Source organism: Delftia sp. DS1230 (assembly GCF_040112715.1).
In the GTDB taxonomy this organism is placed as follows: Bacteria; Pseudomonadota; Gammaproteobacteria; order Burkholderiales; family Burkholderiaceae_C; genus Comamonas; species Comamonas tsuruhatensis.
Genome location: NZ_CP157763.1, coordinates 2,842,984 through 2,857,134 on the forward strand (window position 1 = coordinate 2,842,984; position 14,151 = coordinate 2,857,134).

The 14,151-nt window shown below is 67.5% G+C and carries 13 protein-coding genes; 6 read left to right on the forward strand and 7 right to left on the reverse strand.

The annotated features are described in order from the left end of the window. Positions 1-81: 81 nt before the first annotated feature. The 5 genes from AAN986_RS12735 to AAN986_RS12755 form a co-directional block, all read right to left on the reverse strand. Positions 82-429 (reverse strand): rhodanese-like domain-containing protein, encoded by a 348-nt coding sequence (locus AAN986_RS12735; protein WP_012205782.1) that lies wholly within the window; start codon positions 427-429, stop codon positions 82-84. Positions 430-506: 77 nt separating this feature from the next. Then, positions 507-1,217: a protein-L-isoaspartate O-methyltransferase gene (locus AAN986_RS12740; RefSeq protein WP_016447088.1), complete on the reverse strand. Its 711-nt coding sequence runs from the start codon at positions 1,215-1,217 to the stop codon at positions 507-509. Positions 1,218-1,260: 43 nt separating this feature from the next. Beyond that, positions 1,261-4,488, reverse strand: coding sequence for an efflux RND transporter permease subunit (locus AAN986_RS12745; protein WP_047217029.1), 3,228 nt, complete (start codon positions 4,486-4,488; stop codon positions 1,261-1,263). Positions 4,489-4,490: 2 nt separating this feature from the next. Then, positions 4,491-5,732, reverse strand: coding sequence for an efflux RND transporter periplasmic adaptor subunit (locus AAN986_RS12750; RefSeq protein WP_047217030.1), 1,242 nt, complete (start codon positions 5,730-5,732; stop codon positions 4,491-4,493). After that, positions 5,729-6,427, reverse strand: a complete 699-nt coding sequence (locus AAN986_RS12755; RefSeq protein ID WP_016447085.1) for a TetR/AcrR family transcriptional regulator — start codon at positions 6,425-6,427, stop codon at positions 5,729-5,731. Before AAN986_RS12755 ends, AAN986_RS12750 begins: the two co-directional genes overlap by 4 nt. Before the next feature lie 145 nt (positions 6,428-6,572). Here AAN986_RS12755 and msrA point away from each other — a divergent pair, with 145 nt between their 5' ends. From msrA to AAN986_RS12780, 5 genes are all read left to right on the forward strand, one after another. Next, a complete protein-coding gene (msrA, locus tag AAN986_RS12760; RefSeq protein WP_016447084.1) occupies positions 6,573-7,109 on the forward strand; it encodes a peptide-methionine (S)-S-oxide reductase MsrA in 537 nt (178 codons plus the stop codon). A gap of 148 nt (positions 7,110-7,257) precedes the next feature. After that, positions 7,258-7,713 (forward strand): transcriptional repressor, encoded by a 456-nt coding sequence (locus AAN986_RS12765; RefSeq protein WP_047217031.1) that lies wholly within the window; start codon positions 7,258-7,260, stop codon positions 7,711-7,713. 48 nt (positions 7,714-7,761) lie between these two features. Then, on the forward strand, positions 7,762-8,082 hold the full coding sequence (locus AAN986_RS12770; RefSeq protein ID WP_349335689.1) for a hypothetical protein: 321 nt from the start codon (positions 7,762-7,764) through the stop codon (positions 8,080-8,082). 209 nt (positions 8,083-8,291) lie between these two features. Next, entirely contained in the window at positions 8,292-8,660 is a 369-nt protein-coding gene (locus AAN986_RS12775; protein ID WP_223275282.1) for a hypothetical protein, read from the forward strand. A gap of 236 nt (positions 8,661-8,896) precedes the next feature. Next, positions 8,897-11,095, forward strand: a complete 2,199-nt coding sequence (locus tag AAN986_RS12780) for a TonB-dependent receptor (protein WP_026062337.1) — start codon at positions 8,897-8,899, stop codon at positions 11,093-11,095. Positions 11,096-11,130: 35 nt separating this feature from the next. Here AAN986_RS12780 and AAN986_RS12785 read toward each other — a convergent pair whose 3' ends face one another. Beyond that, complete coding sequence (locus AAN986_RS12785; RefSeq protein ID WP_047217032.1) at positions 11,131-12,192, reverse strand: tyrosine-type recombinase/integrase; 1,062 nt, start codon at positions 12,190-12,192, stop codon at positions 11,131-11,133. Positions 12,193-12,468: 276 nt separating this feature from the next. Between AAN986_RS12785 and AAN986_RS12790 the strand changes: the two genes are divergently transcribed. Beyond that, positions 12,469-13,422, forward strand: a complete 954-nt coding sequence (locus tag AAN986_RS12790; RefSeq protein WP_047217033.1) for an AEC family transporter — start codon at positions 12,469-12,471, stop codon at positions 13,420-13,422. Between the two features lie 31 nt (positions 13,423-13,453). Here AAN986_RS12790 and pdxH read toward each other — a convergent pair whose 3' ends face one another. Then, on the reverse strand, positions 13,454-14,101 hold the full coding sequence (gene pdxH / locus AAN986_RS12795) for a pyridoxamine 5'-phosphate oxidase (RefSeq protein ID WP_017405177.1): 648 nt from the start codon (positions 14,099-14,101) through the stop codon (positions 13,454-13,456). Positions 14,102-14,151 lie beyond the last annotated feature (50 nt).

A 14,151-nucleotide genomic window follows, 5' to 3' on the forward strand; every position in this document is an offset into this window, starting at 1 on the left:
CCTCGAATCAAAACACAGTCGTCACGAAGCACCGGGGACGGCGGGTTGGCCGTGTCCCGGGCTTCTTTTGCGTCTTGCCGCTCAGTAGCGCGGCACGCCTGGGTCGCGCTCGCGCGACCAGGCATCGATGCCTCCGCTGATATTGGCCACGGTCTCGAAGCCGTTGTTCATCAGGAAGGCAGCGACATGCATGCTGCGTGCGCCGTGATGGCACAGGCAGGCTGTGGGGTGATCCGGATCGAGTTCCTGCAGGCGCGAGGGAATCTCGCCCATGGGGATGCAGCGCAGCTCGAAGCCCTCGGGGCGTACGCTGGCCTGGGCCACTTCCCAGGGCTCGCGCACGTCCAGCACCAGGGGCAGGGCATCGGAGCCGCTGGAGTGCTGGTTCAGCCAATCGTTGAGTTGCGCGGGAGGCACTTGGGGAAGCATCGGAAAGATCCTTGCGGAATGGAATGGGGTTGCGGCAGCGGCCATGGTCCTGCGGGCATCGGCCGCTGCAGAGGGTTTCAGAACGTGAAGCGCGAAGGCTCTTCGAAATTGGCCAGGCGGGCGGTCACCACGTCCCAGGGCTGGCTCGTCTCGAACTGGTGGCCGTTCTTGCGCACCAGCGTGAAACGCATCATGGGCAGCTGGCCGACGATGGCCGCCAGGCGGCCGCCGTCGTTGAGCTGGGCCAGCAGGGCCTGCGGCACCTGGGCGACCGAGCCGCTGAGCACGATGGCGTCGAACTGGCCCAGGGCAGCCGCTGCCGTGGCGCCATCGGCCAGCTTGACCTCGGCATTGGTGATGCCGGCGCCCAGCAGGTTTTCGCGGGCCATCTCGGCCAGCTCGGGCACGATTTCCAGCGTCACGACTTCCTTGGCCTGGGCGGCCAGCAGGGCGGCCATGTAGCCCGAGCCGGCGCCGATTTCCAGCACGCGGTCGGTGGGCTTGATCTTCAGGTCCTGCAGCATGCGCGCCTCGATGCGCGGGGCCAGCATGCACCAGCCCTTGGCGGCGGCTTCCTCGGCCGGGGCGACCAGGGGGATTTCCAGGTCCATGAAGGCCAGGCCGGCATGCTCGGGCGGCACGAAATTCTCGCGGTGCACCTTGCCCAGCAGCGCCAGCACTTCTTCATCAAGCACGTTCCAGGGGCGGATCTGTTGCTCGATCATGTTGTAGCGCGCGTGCGCTTGGGCGCTGTGGTGTTCGGGCAGGCTGTTCAGGGGCAGGCTCATGGGGTATCTCCGGAGAAAGACTTGTCAGGACAAACCTTTGATTCTACGAGTCTCGCGGCAGGGTGGGGGCGCTGGCGGCGCCTTGGCCGGGGGCCGCGTCGTGCCGGTTGCCGTTCCACAGACGCCGCAGCCACTGGGAGAAGTCGTCGAGGTAGCAATAGACCACGGGCACGACCACCAGGGTCAGCAGGGAGGAAGTCACCACGCCGCCGATCACCGACTGGCCCATGGGCGCACGCTGCTCGGAGCCCTCGCTGAGCGCGAAGGCCAGGGGCACCATGCCGAAGATCATGGCCAGCGTGGTCATCAGGATGGGGCGCAGCCGCACGCGCGCCGCCAGCAGCAGGGCCTGCTCGCGCGGCAGGCCGTCGCGGATCTGGCCGGTGTCCGGGTCGCTGTGCGGCCCGCGCGCACGGATGGCGAAGTCCACCAGCAAGATGGCGTTCTTGGTGACCAGTCCCATGAGCATGACCACGCCGATGATGGAGAACATGGACAGGGCCGAGCCGAACATCATCAGTGCCAGCACCACGCCGATCAGCGTCAGCGGCAGCGAGGTCATCAGCGCCAGCGGCTGCAGGAAGCTCTTGAACTGGCTGGCCAGGATCATGTAGATGAAGATGATGGCCAGCGCCAGGGCGGACACCGCATAGCCGAACGATTCGTTCATGCTCTTGGTGGCGCCGCTGAACTGCGTGCGGTAGCCGGGCGGCAGGGCGATGTCGGCCAGGGCCTTGCGGATGTCGGCCGAGACCTCGCCGCTGGAGCGCAGGTAGACGTTGCCGCTGAAGGCGACCTCGCGCGTCATGTCGCGGCGGTTGATCTGGCTGGGGCCGGTGCCGGGCGTGACGGTGGCCACCTGGTTCAGCCGCACGATGCGCATGTTGCCGTCGCCGGAGGTGGAGGGCAGGGCGAAGGGCAGGCGCTCCAGGTCCTGGGGCGTGCTGCGCGACTCGGGCGCCAGGCGCACCTTGACGTCATAGGTCTGGTCGTCGCTGGCGCGCCAGTTGCCCACGGTCTGGCCGGCCACCCAGGTGCGCAGCGCGGCGGCCATGGAGCCTACCGACAGGCCCAGGTCGGCGGCCGCATCGCGCCGCACGGTGATGTCGATCACGGGCTTGTCGGGCTTGAGGCTGCTGTCCAGGTCCACCAGTCCGGGAATGCCGCGCAGGCGTTCCATCACCACGCGGTTCAGGCGCTCCAGCTCGCCCAGGTCCGGGCCCTGCAGCGAGAATTCGACCTGTTTTTGCCCGCCCACGGGCTCGCGCTGGCCCACATGGGTGACGGTGATGCCGGGCACGCTTTGCATCTGCTCGCGCAGCACGCCCGACAGTTCGTCACCGCTGCGCTGGCGCAAATGGCGGTCCAGCAGGCGGATGTAGATGCTGGCGTATATCTTGCCCTGGGCCGTGCCGGTGTTGATGGTGGCCAGCGTGTAGCGGACCTCGGGCAGGGCGCGGATGATGGCATCGACCTGGCGGGCCTTGGCCTCCGTGGCCTCGATGGACGAGCCCACGGGCGTGTTGAAGCTCACCGTGGTCTCGGAGAAATCGGCCTTGGGCACGAATTCCGTGCCCAGCAGCGGCACCAGGAAGATGCTGGCCACGAAGATGGCCAGCGCCGCCGCCAGCGTGGCGATCTTGTGGCGCAGCGCCCAGCCCAGCACGTCCTGGTAGAAGTGGGACAGCGAGTCGGTGGCGCGCTCGAACCAGGCCGTGACCCGGCCCAGCGTGCGGTCGTAGAGGCTGCGGCCGCGCTGCTCGCCATGGGCGTGGATGGTCGGGTCGTGCCAGACGCTGGACAGCATGGGGTCCAGCGTGAAGCTCACGAACATGGAGATCATCACGGCCGCCACGATGGTGATGCCGAATTCGTGGAAGAACTTGCCGATGATGCCGCCCATGAAGCCGATGGGCAGGAACACCGCCACGATGGACAGCGTGGTGGCCAGCACGGCCAGGCCGATCTCCTGCGTGCCGTCGAGCGCGGCGGCATGCGCGTCCTTGCCCATCTGCACATGGCGCACGATGTTCTCGCGCACCACGATGGCGTCGTCGATCAGCAGGCCCACGCACAGCGACAGCGCCATCAGCGTGATCATGTTGATGGAGAAGCCGAACCAGTACATGAACAAAAAGGTGCCGATCACCGCAATGGGCAGCGTCAGCCCCGTGATCACCGTGGAGCGCCAGGAGTTCAGGAACAGGAAGACGATGAGCACCGTCAGTGCCGCGCCCTCGATCAGCGTCTGGCGCACGTTGTTGACGGCCACGCGGATGGGGCGGGCGCTGTCGGCAATCGGCTCCAGCCGCACGCCGGCCGGCACTTCGGCGGCGATCTCGCGCAGCGTGGCGTTCAGGCCGTCCACGACTTCGATGGTGTTCTCGTCCTGGGCCTTCTGCACGGACAGCAGCAGGGTGCGGCTGCTGTTGTACAGGGCCACGGTCTCCAGTTCGCCCGCGCCGTCCTGCACGCGGGCCAGCTGGCCCAGCCGCACGGGAGCGCCGCCGCGCTGGGCGACGATGATGCGCTCGAAGTCCTGCGGGCGCTTCATGCGTGCGTCGATCTGCACCACGCGCTCCTGCTCGCGCGAGCGGATGGCGCCCAGCGGCAGGTCCTGGTTCTCGCTGCGCACGGCGTTCACGATCTGTTCGGGCGTGATGGCATAGGCTTCCAGCGCCTCGGGCTGCAGGTAGATGTTGATCTCGCGCGGCGTGGCGCCCACCAGGTTGACGGCGCCCACGCCGCGCACGTTCTCCAGCCGCTTCTTGAGGACCTGGTCGGCCCAGCTGGTCAGCGCGACGGCATCGGGCGCCTTGGCGCCGGCATCGGCCTGGGGCAGCACGGCCACGGACCAGATGGGCGAGCTGGCCGGATCGAATCGCAGCACGCGCGGCTCCTTGACCTCGTCGCGCAGGGTGGGGCGCACCGAGGCCACCTTCTCGCGCACGTCTTCGGCAGCGCGGCGGCCATCGACATGCAACTGGAATTCGATGATGACGACGCTGGTGCTCTCATAGCTGCGCGAGGTCAGCGCGTTGATGCCGGCAATGGAGTTGACGCCTTCCTCGATCTTCTTGGTGACCTCGGACTCCACGATCTCGGGCGAGGCGCCCGGATAGTCCACCGTGACCACGACCACGGGGAAGTCCACATTCGGGAACTGGTCCACCTTGAGTCGCTGGTAGGAAAACACACCCAGCACCATGAGGGCCAGCATGAGCATGGTGGCGAACACAGGGTTGGCCAGGCTGACGCGCGTGAACCACATGGTCAGCGGGCTCCGGGGGCTGGCGCAGCCTGGGGCTGCGGGGCCTGCTGCATTTGCTGCATCTGCACCGCCGTGCCTGCGCGCAGGCCGCCCACACTGCCGGCCAGCACCCTGTCACCGGCCTGCAGGCCGGTGGACACGGCAATCCAGGTGGCCCCATCCTGCGCGCTCTGGCTGCCCAGCGTGACCGGGCGGTGCTGCACGCGCAGCAGGCTCTTGTCCGCTTCGGACTCGCCCGCCGGCTGCAGCAGCTGCACATAGGGCTGGGGCTGGTCGGTGCGCACGGCGGTCAGGGGCACGGCCAGCTGTTCGGTCTGCCCCGTGACGATGCTGCCCTGCAGGTACAGGCCCGGGCGCACGATGGGGATGGATCTGCCGGCGGCGCCTGCGTTGACCGGTGCAGCCTGCACACGCAGATAGACGGCCACGCTGCGTGAACCTGCCTGGGCGCTGGGGTTGATGCGTACCACGCGCGCGGGCACGGCGGCCACATCGTCGCCCGCGCCCTGGACCTGCAACAGGGCCTGCTGGCCGACCTGCACACGCACCGAATCGGCGGGCGCGAGCTGGGCCACCACCTCGAGCTCGGAGGGATCGACGATCTCCAGCACCCGCGTTTCCACGCCCACGCGCTCGCCGTCCTGCACCAGACGCTGGGCGACCTGCCCGTCCATGGGGCTGCGCAGCACGCTGTCGGTCACGCTCTTGCGTGCCACATCGGCGGCGGCCTGGGCGGCGGCCAGGTTGGCGCGGGCGGCGTCAAGATTGGATTGGGACGTGGCCAGTGCCGTGGTCGAGATGAAGCCCTGGGTGACCAGGGCCTGGTTGTTGTCGTGCTGGCGCTGGGCCAGCTGCAGCTGTGCCTGGGCCGCGTCGGCCTGCTGGCGGGCCTGCCGCCAGCGGGCCTCGACCTCGGTGGCGTCCACGCGGGCCAGTTCCTGGCCCTTGCGCACGCTGTCGCCCTCGCGCACCTGCAGGCCGCGCAGCTCGCCGGCCACATAGGCCTTGACCACGGCGCTGCGCACGGCCTGCACCACGCCGCTGACGGGCACGGTCAATTGCAACTGGCGCGGCTGCAGCTGCACCACCTCCTGCGGGCCCACGCGCACCGGCATCTCGCGCGGCTGGGTGGCCGCGGCAATGGCGGCCTGCTTACTATGCCGGGTGGATGCGGCGCGCCATGCGCTGGCGCCGATGGCGATCAGTAAGGCCAGGCCGATCAGCCAGCCGGTGCGACGCTTCATGGTGTGGGCGGGGAGGAGGGTGGTGTGGTGGCTGCAAGGGGCTGGCACATGCCATGCAGCAGGTAGTCGATCTGGGATTCCAGAAACCGCTCGGGATCGAAGTCGCCGTGCGGCAGGCAGCCGCCCAGCGAATGCTTCCAGATCATCAGGAACATCATCGGGGCGACCACGCAGTGCACGGACAGGTCCAGATCCATGGGCCGGAACTCGCCGCGCTCCACGCCGCGCTGCAGGATGCGCCGGATCAGCTCATGGCCTGGAAGAACCACCTCCTGGTGATAGAACTGCGAAAGCTCGGGAAAATTACCCGCCTCGCTGAGCATGAGCTTGGTGATGCCCGACGCCTTGGTGCTGCCGATGCGCTCCCACCAGGACTTGAAGCAGTAGCGCAGCAGATCGGTGGACGGTGCGCAGTAGTTGTCGAGCTCCTCGCTCCACTCGCCGAAGCGGCCCGCGATGCTGTGGCGCACCACGGCCTTGAAAAGCTCCTGCTTGCTCGCGAAATAGAGGAACAGCGTGCCCTTGGAAACCCCGGCCCGGGCGGCGACCTCTTCGACGCGGGTGGCGGCGTAGCCCTTTTCCACGAAGAGGTCGAGCGCGGCTTCCAGCAGCTCGCCCGGACGCTCGTGCTTGCGGCGGCTGCGCTTTCCGGAAGGCTCGGCGGGGGCGGGGGAAGAGGCGGGGGAGTCGGTCACGGAAAATTAATGACTGATGGGTTAGTTATCGTAACCGCAGAACCGTTCGTCGTCACCTGGCTTGTGCATGGGCTAACCTGTAGGCACAACGGCCTGCATGCATTGCGTGTGGTCATTTTTTCGATTTCTCACAGAAAAGGCGCATATGACGACTGAAACCATTTATCTGGGCGGCGGCTGTTTCTGGTGCACCGAAGCCGTTTTCGACCGCGTGCGCGGCGTGAGCGACGTGCAAAGCGGCTACGCCAATGGCGATCTGGACGATCCCAGCTACGAAGACATCTGCACCGGGCAGACCGGCCATGCCGAGGTCATCCGCGTGCAGTTCGACCCTGCTGTGATTCCGCTGCGCGACCTGTTGACCGTGTTCTTCGGCACGCACGATCCGACCACGCTCAACCGCCAGGGCAACGACGTGGGCACGCAGTACCGCAGCGCGATCTACACCACGAATGACCATCAGGCGGAGGTCGCACGTACGCTGATCTCCGAGCTGGCCCAGGCGGGCGCGTATGACGCTCCCATCGTGACCGAGGTCCAGCCCCTGGCCAGCTACTGGCCCGCAGAGGACTATCACCAGGACTACTTCCTGAACCATCCCAGCCAGGGCTACTGCGCCTTCGTGGTGGGGCCCAAGGTGCAGAAATTCCGAGGTGCCTTTGCGCGCTGGGTCAAGCAATGAGCCCAGGTGGGCGGGTTGTGTAAGCGGTTGTGATTTGCGGGCATAATGCAACCCGGTTGCGATAACGGTGTCCTGTCGCGCTCTGCAGCCCGCTCTTGCATTGCCCATGTCATCGCCGACTCCCTCCCCCTTGCTCTTGCCTTGCGGCATGCGTTCGACCCGCGCCATGCGGGCCGTGCTGGCGCTGTGGGAGGCGCGCGCCGATGCGCTGTTGAGCGAGGCGGATGTGGAAGCCGCCCTGCATGCCCAGGGCGTGCAGGTCAACCGCGTCACCGTCTACCGGCTGCTGGACCGGCTGGCCGCAGCCGGCGTGTTGCGCCGCAGCGTGGATGCGGCACGCGTGGCCCGGTACGGCAGGCCCCTGCAGGGCGCGGCCTGCGAAGGCGACGCCGCTGCGCACTTCGAGTGTGCGGATTGCCACAGCGCCTTTCGTCTGGGCGGCGAGGCAGGCGGGGGCGGTGAGCAACTGCAGGCCGCCTTGCTGCAATTGCGGCAGGCGCTGGCAGCCAGCGGCCTGCAGGGCCAGGCCATCGATGTGTCGGTGACGGGGCGGTGCCAGGTCTGCAGCGGCACCGGGCACTCCCGGAATGATCCGTCCGTGTGAGGTGGCCGTCTTCCCCTTTTTCTCTTGCATAGCCCTTCAGGATCTCGCATGACTTTTTCCCCCTTCCGTTCCGTTTCCCTGATCCTGGCCGCTGTCTTTCTGGCCGCTGCGGCCCAGGCGCACGATCACGGCCAAGACCATGACCATGCCAAGACCCCGGCGGACGCCAAGGCACAGGGTGGACCGGTGCAACTGGATGCCCATGCCCGTGCCGACATGGAGCGCCACCGCTTGATGGCCAAGGCCCACGAGGCCGCCGCACAGTGTCTGGCGGCAGGGCGTGACCATGCGCAATGCCACAAGCAGCTGCAGGCCGACTGCAAGGGCCTGGCGCTGGGCAAGTTCTGCGGCATGCGCCATGCGCATTGAGCGCGGCATTGCCCGCCGTGCACTGCTGTGAGCAGTCGCCCGTCTTTGTGACGGGATGCTGGAACCTGCCCCGCCAATTGGCGCATACACTCTGCGCTGCCTGACCCGCTCCTGATTCATCCATGCCCTTCAAACTCCCGAGTCGCCACTCGCCTGCGCCCGCCTCACGGCTTGCGTTGCGCGGTGCCGTGCCGAATCGGGGTTGGCTTTTGGCCTGGTTGCTGGTCTGGTCCATCGCACTGGCGCCGTTGCTGGGCCAGATGCACCGTGTGGTGCATGCTGGCGGCCTGGCCTCGGCCACGGCCCATGGCCCGGTCGAGGTGGTGGCCACCTCCTGCGCTGCACCCGTCGACTGGGTGCACGCGCTGTTCTCGGGCCACGGCCCGGCGGACTGCCAACTGCTGGACCAGTTGCACGAAGGCATGGCGGGGCCACCGCCCGCCGTGGCGCTGCCGCCTTTCTGGGGCGAACAGGCCGAGCCCGCCCAGCCGCCCATCGTGCGCGATGGCCGCGTGCTGGCGGCTTTCTTCGATGCGCGTGGTCCCCCGCATCCCATCACTGCCCGCCTGGCGGCTTGAACCTTGGGCGGCGGCGCTGCATGCGCCCGCCCATTGAAGCTGTTTGCGCGCGCCTTCCTGCATTGCACGCAAGAGGCGCTGTGCCCAGGTTGGACAGATCCTGAATGCATATCCGATCGGATGGCTGCGTGCGCCTGCATGGCGCACCCCGGTTGTCCGTTTCCGACGCCATTTTTTGCAGCGCCCGCATTCCCACGTCCCCGGGCCGTGGCCGGCCGCTGCCGGGAAGACCAGTGATGAGAGTGACAACAAAGCAATACCACCAGGACGCCAAGGTGCAGGGGGAGAGGATGAAGCTGCGCCCGCTGCTGCAGCAACTGCTGCTGGCGGGCGTGCTCGGCCCCGCGATGGCAGGGCTGGCCATGGCAGCAGAGCCTGCGGAGGCTGGAGTCGCCGCCGCGCCCGGAACTGCCACCGGCGCCCAGGCGGATGCCCCGCGCAGCGACACGCCTGTGCTCAACGAGGTGACGGTCAAGGCCAGCGGCCTGGGCCTGACCTCGGCCGATATGTCCACGCCAGCCACGGTGCTGGAAGGCGATGTGCTGACGCTGCGCCAGGCCGCCACGCTGGGCGAGACGCTGGACGGCGAGCCCGGCATCCACGCCAGCCATTTCGGTGCGGGCGCAAGCCGCCCCATCATCCGCGGCATGGACGGCCCGCGCGTGCAGATCCTCAGCGATGGCTCGGAGCTGCATGACGCCTCCACCATCAGCCCCGACCATGCCGTGGCCAGCGAGCCCATGCTGGCCACGCAGATCGAAGTGCTGCGCGGCCCTTCGGCGCTGATCTACGGCGGCGGCGGTGCCATGGGCGGCGTGGTCAACATCCTGGACGACAAGATCCCCACGTCCATTCCCAAGAACGGCATCACGGGCTCGGCCCAGCTGCGCGGCAGCACGGGCGCGGGCGAGACGGCCGGCGCGTTCTCGCTGACGGGCGGCGCGGGCCAGTTGGCCATCCATGCCGAGGGCATGGCGCGCGATGCCGGCGACTACCGCGTGGGCAGCGGCTGGGCGCCCAACGGCCAGTCGCAGGGGCGCGTGGGCGGCAGCTTCAACCGCACGGATACGGGCAGCCTGGGCCTGTCCTGGATCGGCACGCAAGGCTACCTGGGTCTGGCCTACACGCGCCAGACCGCGCGCTATGGCCTGCCGGGCCACAACCACAGCTTCGAGGGCTGCCACACCCATGGCGACCATCTGCACTGCGGCGGCCATGACCACGGCGACGAGGACGGACATGACCATGGCGACGAAGAACACGATCACGACCATGGCAGCGTGCCGGTGGTCGACCTCAACAGCGAGCGCTGGGATCTGCGCGGCGAATGGCGCAATCCGACGGCAGGCATTGCGGCGTTGCGCGTGCGCGGCGGCTGGACCGACTACCGCCATGACGAGATCGAGGACGGCCAGGTCTCGACCACCTTCAAGAACCGCGCCCATGACCTGCGCGTGGAGGCCGAGCTGGAGCCCATCGCCGGCTGGCGCGGCGTCATCGGCCTGCAGACCGTGCAGCGCAAGTTCAGCGCCGAGGGGGAGGAGGCCTATGTGCAACCCACCGAAACCCGCCGCAACAGCATCTACCTGCTGGAGGAATACCGCTGGCAGGACTGGCGCTGGCAGGCTGCGCTGCGCCATGAGCGCCAGACCGTGGATGCCCAGCAAAGCGCCATCTCTCGCAGCCACAGCGGCACATCGTTCTCGCTGGGCTCGGTGTGGAAGTTCACCCCGGGCTACAGCCTGTCGGCCTCGCTGACGCAGGGCAACCGCCTGCCCACGGCCGAGGAGCTGTATGCCAATGGCCTGCACATGGCCACATCCACCTATGAGCGCGGCAATCCCGACCTCAAGCGTGAACGCTCCCAGGCACTGGACATAGGCCTGCGCAAGACCTCGGGCGACACCACGTTCAGCGTCAATGCCTTCCACCATCGCGTCAAGGGCTACATCTACGGCGCCACGCTGGACGAGCATGACGGCCTGCAACTGCTGCAATACACCCAGGCCGATGCACGCTTCACCGGCGTGGAGGGCCAGGTGCGCCAGAAGCTGTCGCGCCAGTGGGGCGTGACCCTGTTCGGTGACGCCGTGCGTGCGCGGCTGGAAGACGGCTCCGCCTTGCCGCGCATTCCCGCGGCGCGCGTAGGCCTGCGCGTGGACACCTTCTACAAGGGCTGGGATGCCCAGGCCGAGTGGGTGCAGGTGCTGCGCCAGAACCGCGTCACCGCCTACGAGACCGAGACGGACGGCTACGGCATGCTCAACCTCTCGGCCAGCTACACGCTGCGCACCTCGGGTGGCACGCCCTGGCAGTTCTTCATCAAGGGCAACAACCTGACCAACCGCCTGGCCTTCGCCCACACATCGTTCATCAAGAACGCTGCGCCGCTGATGGGGCGCAATATCACCGTGGGCGTCAAGGTGTCGTTCTAAGGCGGGTTGCCCGCGCTGCGCTCCCGCGCCGTCTGCTACAGGTAATGCTGCAGATGGCGCAGGGCGCGTGCGCTGTCGACGCCTATCCACTGCACCACTTCGGTCTCGGCACGGCCCGCGCGCAACCACTGCACGATGGCCGTGTTGCGCAGCACCTGCGGCCCGACCCGGTGCAGCGGCGCCTTCTGGGCAGAAGCGGGCTGGGCCGCATGGGCACGCTGTATCAGCTGCGAGGCCACATGGAACAGCACGCGCACCGACAGCGGCTGCCCCTCGCGCGAATAAAAGACCGGGGCATCGGGTTGAACGGCCTCCGGCCCGCGCTGGCCGGCGCTGAAACCTTTCCAGTCCTGCAGCGCCTTCACCACCGTTTCCGACAGATCCAGCGTGCGCTGCTGCGCGGCGCGTGCGCCATCGATATGCAATTGACAGGGAAGGCCATCGCCTGGGATGGCGCATTGCACATCGCGCCAGCACAGGCCGCGCACCTCCTCGGGCGCCAGCGCCAGTTCGTACAGCAGCAGCAAGATGGCGCGGTCGCGCGCCGACTGAAAGCCGTCGGCCACCGGAATGTGGCGGGGCAGGGCATTCCACAGCGGAGCGGGAAGGCAATGGCCCTGGCCGTCTTCGGCAGGGGGGCGCTCCTGTGGCGCCAGCCCTGCGGCGGGATTGGCGCTGACCCAGCCGTGGTCCAGCGCATGGTCGTAGATGCGTTCCAGCAGGCGCCAGTAGCGCCTGCGCGTGACCTCGCTGATGCGGCGGCCGGGCTGGTGGCCCGACAACTGGCCTTCGCGCGGGCGCAGGAAATTCTGGACATCCACGGCGGTGGCCTGTTGCCAGGCGCGGGCCTTTGCATTGACTTTGCCTTTCGGCGTGGTGGGGGAGGGGGAACTTTCTCTGGCTGGCATGCCAGCATCGCCCAGACTGCGCAGCCAGGCACGCCATACCTTTTCGTAGCCGCTGTCGGGCGCCGTGTCCAGGGCATCCCAGCCCTTGGTGCCCTCGGTTTCCAGCCAATGCCGGAACAGGGCCAGTCCGTCGGGGACAGTGGACGGCGGCTTGCCGGCAGCGGGTGCCTGGGATGGTGATGAAGTCATGGGCGTCTAGAGCAAAACGAATCAACCAATAGGGATGTTTAATGTAACTTACATGAAGTTGAGTGGCAACCTTGTTATCGGCTGATGAATGTCAGTGGCGACAAGTCGCCAGAAAAGGGGGCTGTTCGGCATGAATCTGAGCCTTGGCACGTCCGTGGAGGCTGGCCGGGCCTTCGAGGCCCGGGACGATGCCTGAACGAGGCAGGGCCGGGTCTGCGGCGCATAATCTGCGCGCGCCGCAAGCCTGCGCAGGCGCAGCTTCCCGGTCCTGCTTCAGTGAACTCTCCCGTCTTTGCCTCCCTCATCCCTGTCATTCTTTGCATAGGCGCAGGCTTTCTTGCCGCCCGGCTGGCCTGGGTGCGTGCCACAGCCATCAAGGATTTGTCCAACCTTGTGTTTCTGGTGCTTACGCCGGCGCTGTTGTTTCGCACCATGGGTGCGGTGCGGGTACAGGAGCTGGACTTTCAGCCCGTGGCCCTGTATTTCCTGGCGACTGCTCTGATCTTCGTGGTGTCCATGGTGCTGGGCGGCTTTTCCACGCGCTCGGCCGCGCGGGGGCTGGCCAATATGTTCAGCAACACCGTCATGATCGGCGTGCCGCTGGTGGGGCTGGTCTACGGGGAGGAAGGGCTTGTCACGTTGTTCACCCTGGTCTCGCTGCATGCGCTGATCCTGCTGACCGCAGCCACCATCGTGTTCGAGCTGGCCGAGGCCCACGAGCGCCAGCGCTGCGGCCAAAGCGCACCGCGCCCCATGTGGCGCACGGTGCTGCAGGCCGTGCGCAACGGCATCGTGCATCCTGTGCCGCTGCCCATACTCGCCGGCCTGCTGTTCGCACAGACCGGTCTGGCTCTTCCTGGCGTGGTGGATCGCTCCCTGCAGGTCTTGGGCCAGGCACTGGGCCCCATGGCGCTGCTGCTGGTGGGCGTGACCCTGGCCTATACCAAGGTGGGCCAGAACCAGCGCGAGGCCGTGGGCATCGCGCTGGTCAAGAACCTGGTGCATCCGCTGCTGCTGCTTGCGCTGGCCTGGGCCTTCGGCCTGGGTGGCCTGCCCGTGGCCGTGATGTTCACGGCGGCGGCGCTGCCGGTGGGCGCCAATGTGTTCCTGTTCACGCAGCGCTATGGCGTGATGCAGGACGAGGTGTCCGCCAGCATTGCGGTGTCCACGGCGCTGGCCCTGCTTACCGTGCCGCTGATGCTGTGGCTGGCCCAGCGTCTGCCGGGCTGATGGGTTTCAGCAGCGCCAGCAATCGAGGGGATCAGGGCGCCAGGCGCTGGCGCAGCCAGGTTCCAGCTTCAAGCTGGTAGCAAAGGCGGTCGTGCAACCGGCTCTTGCGGCCTTGCCAGAATTCCCAGCGCTCGGGTACCAGCCTGAATCCGCCCCAATGTGGCGGGCGTGGCGGGTTCAGCAGGAACTGCGCGCCGTACTTGGCTGCATTGGCCACCAGCACGCTGCGCCCGCTGATGACCTGGCTTTGCGGGCTGGCCCAGGCGCCAATGCGAGAGTCCAGCGGGCGGCTGTTGAAGTAGGCGTCGCTTTCGGCCTCGCTGACCTTTTCCACCCGACCTTCGATGCGCACCACGCGCTCCAGCTCCACCCAGTGAAACTGCAGCGCGGCAAAGGGGTTGCCCGCCAGTTGCTGGCCCTTGCGGCTGTCGTAGTTCGTGTACCAGACCAGGCCGCGCTCGTCATAGCCCTTGATGAGCACGATGCGTGTGCTGGGCCGCAGGTCGCCGCCCACGGTGGCCAGCGTCATGGCATTGGGCTCGGGCACCTGGGCGCTCAGGGCTTCCTGCAGCCATTGGTCAAACTGCTGCAGCGGATCGGCCAGGGAGGCCGATTCGCTGAGTTCCGCGCGCTCGTAGCTTTTGCGCAGATCGGCGATCGAGGTGGAAATGCTGCTCATGGCCTGCATTGTGCCTGCGCCCGACCTTCCATTTGCTGCGCTAGAGTTGC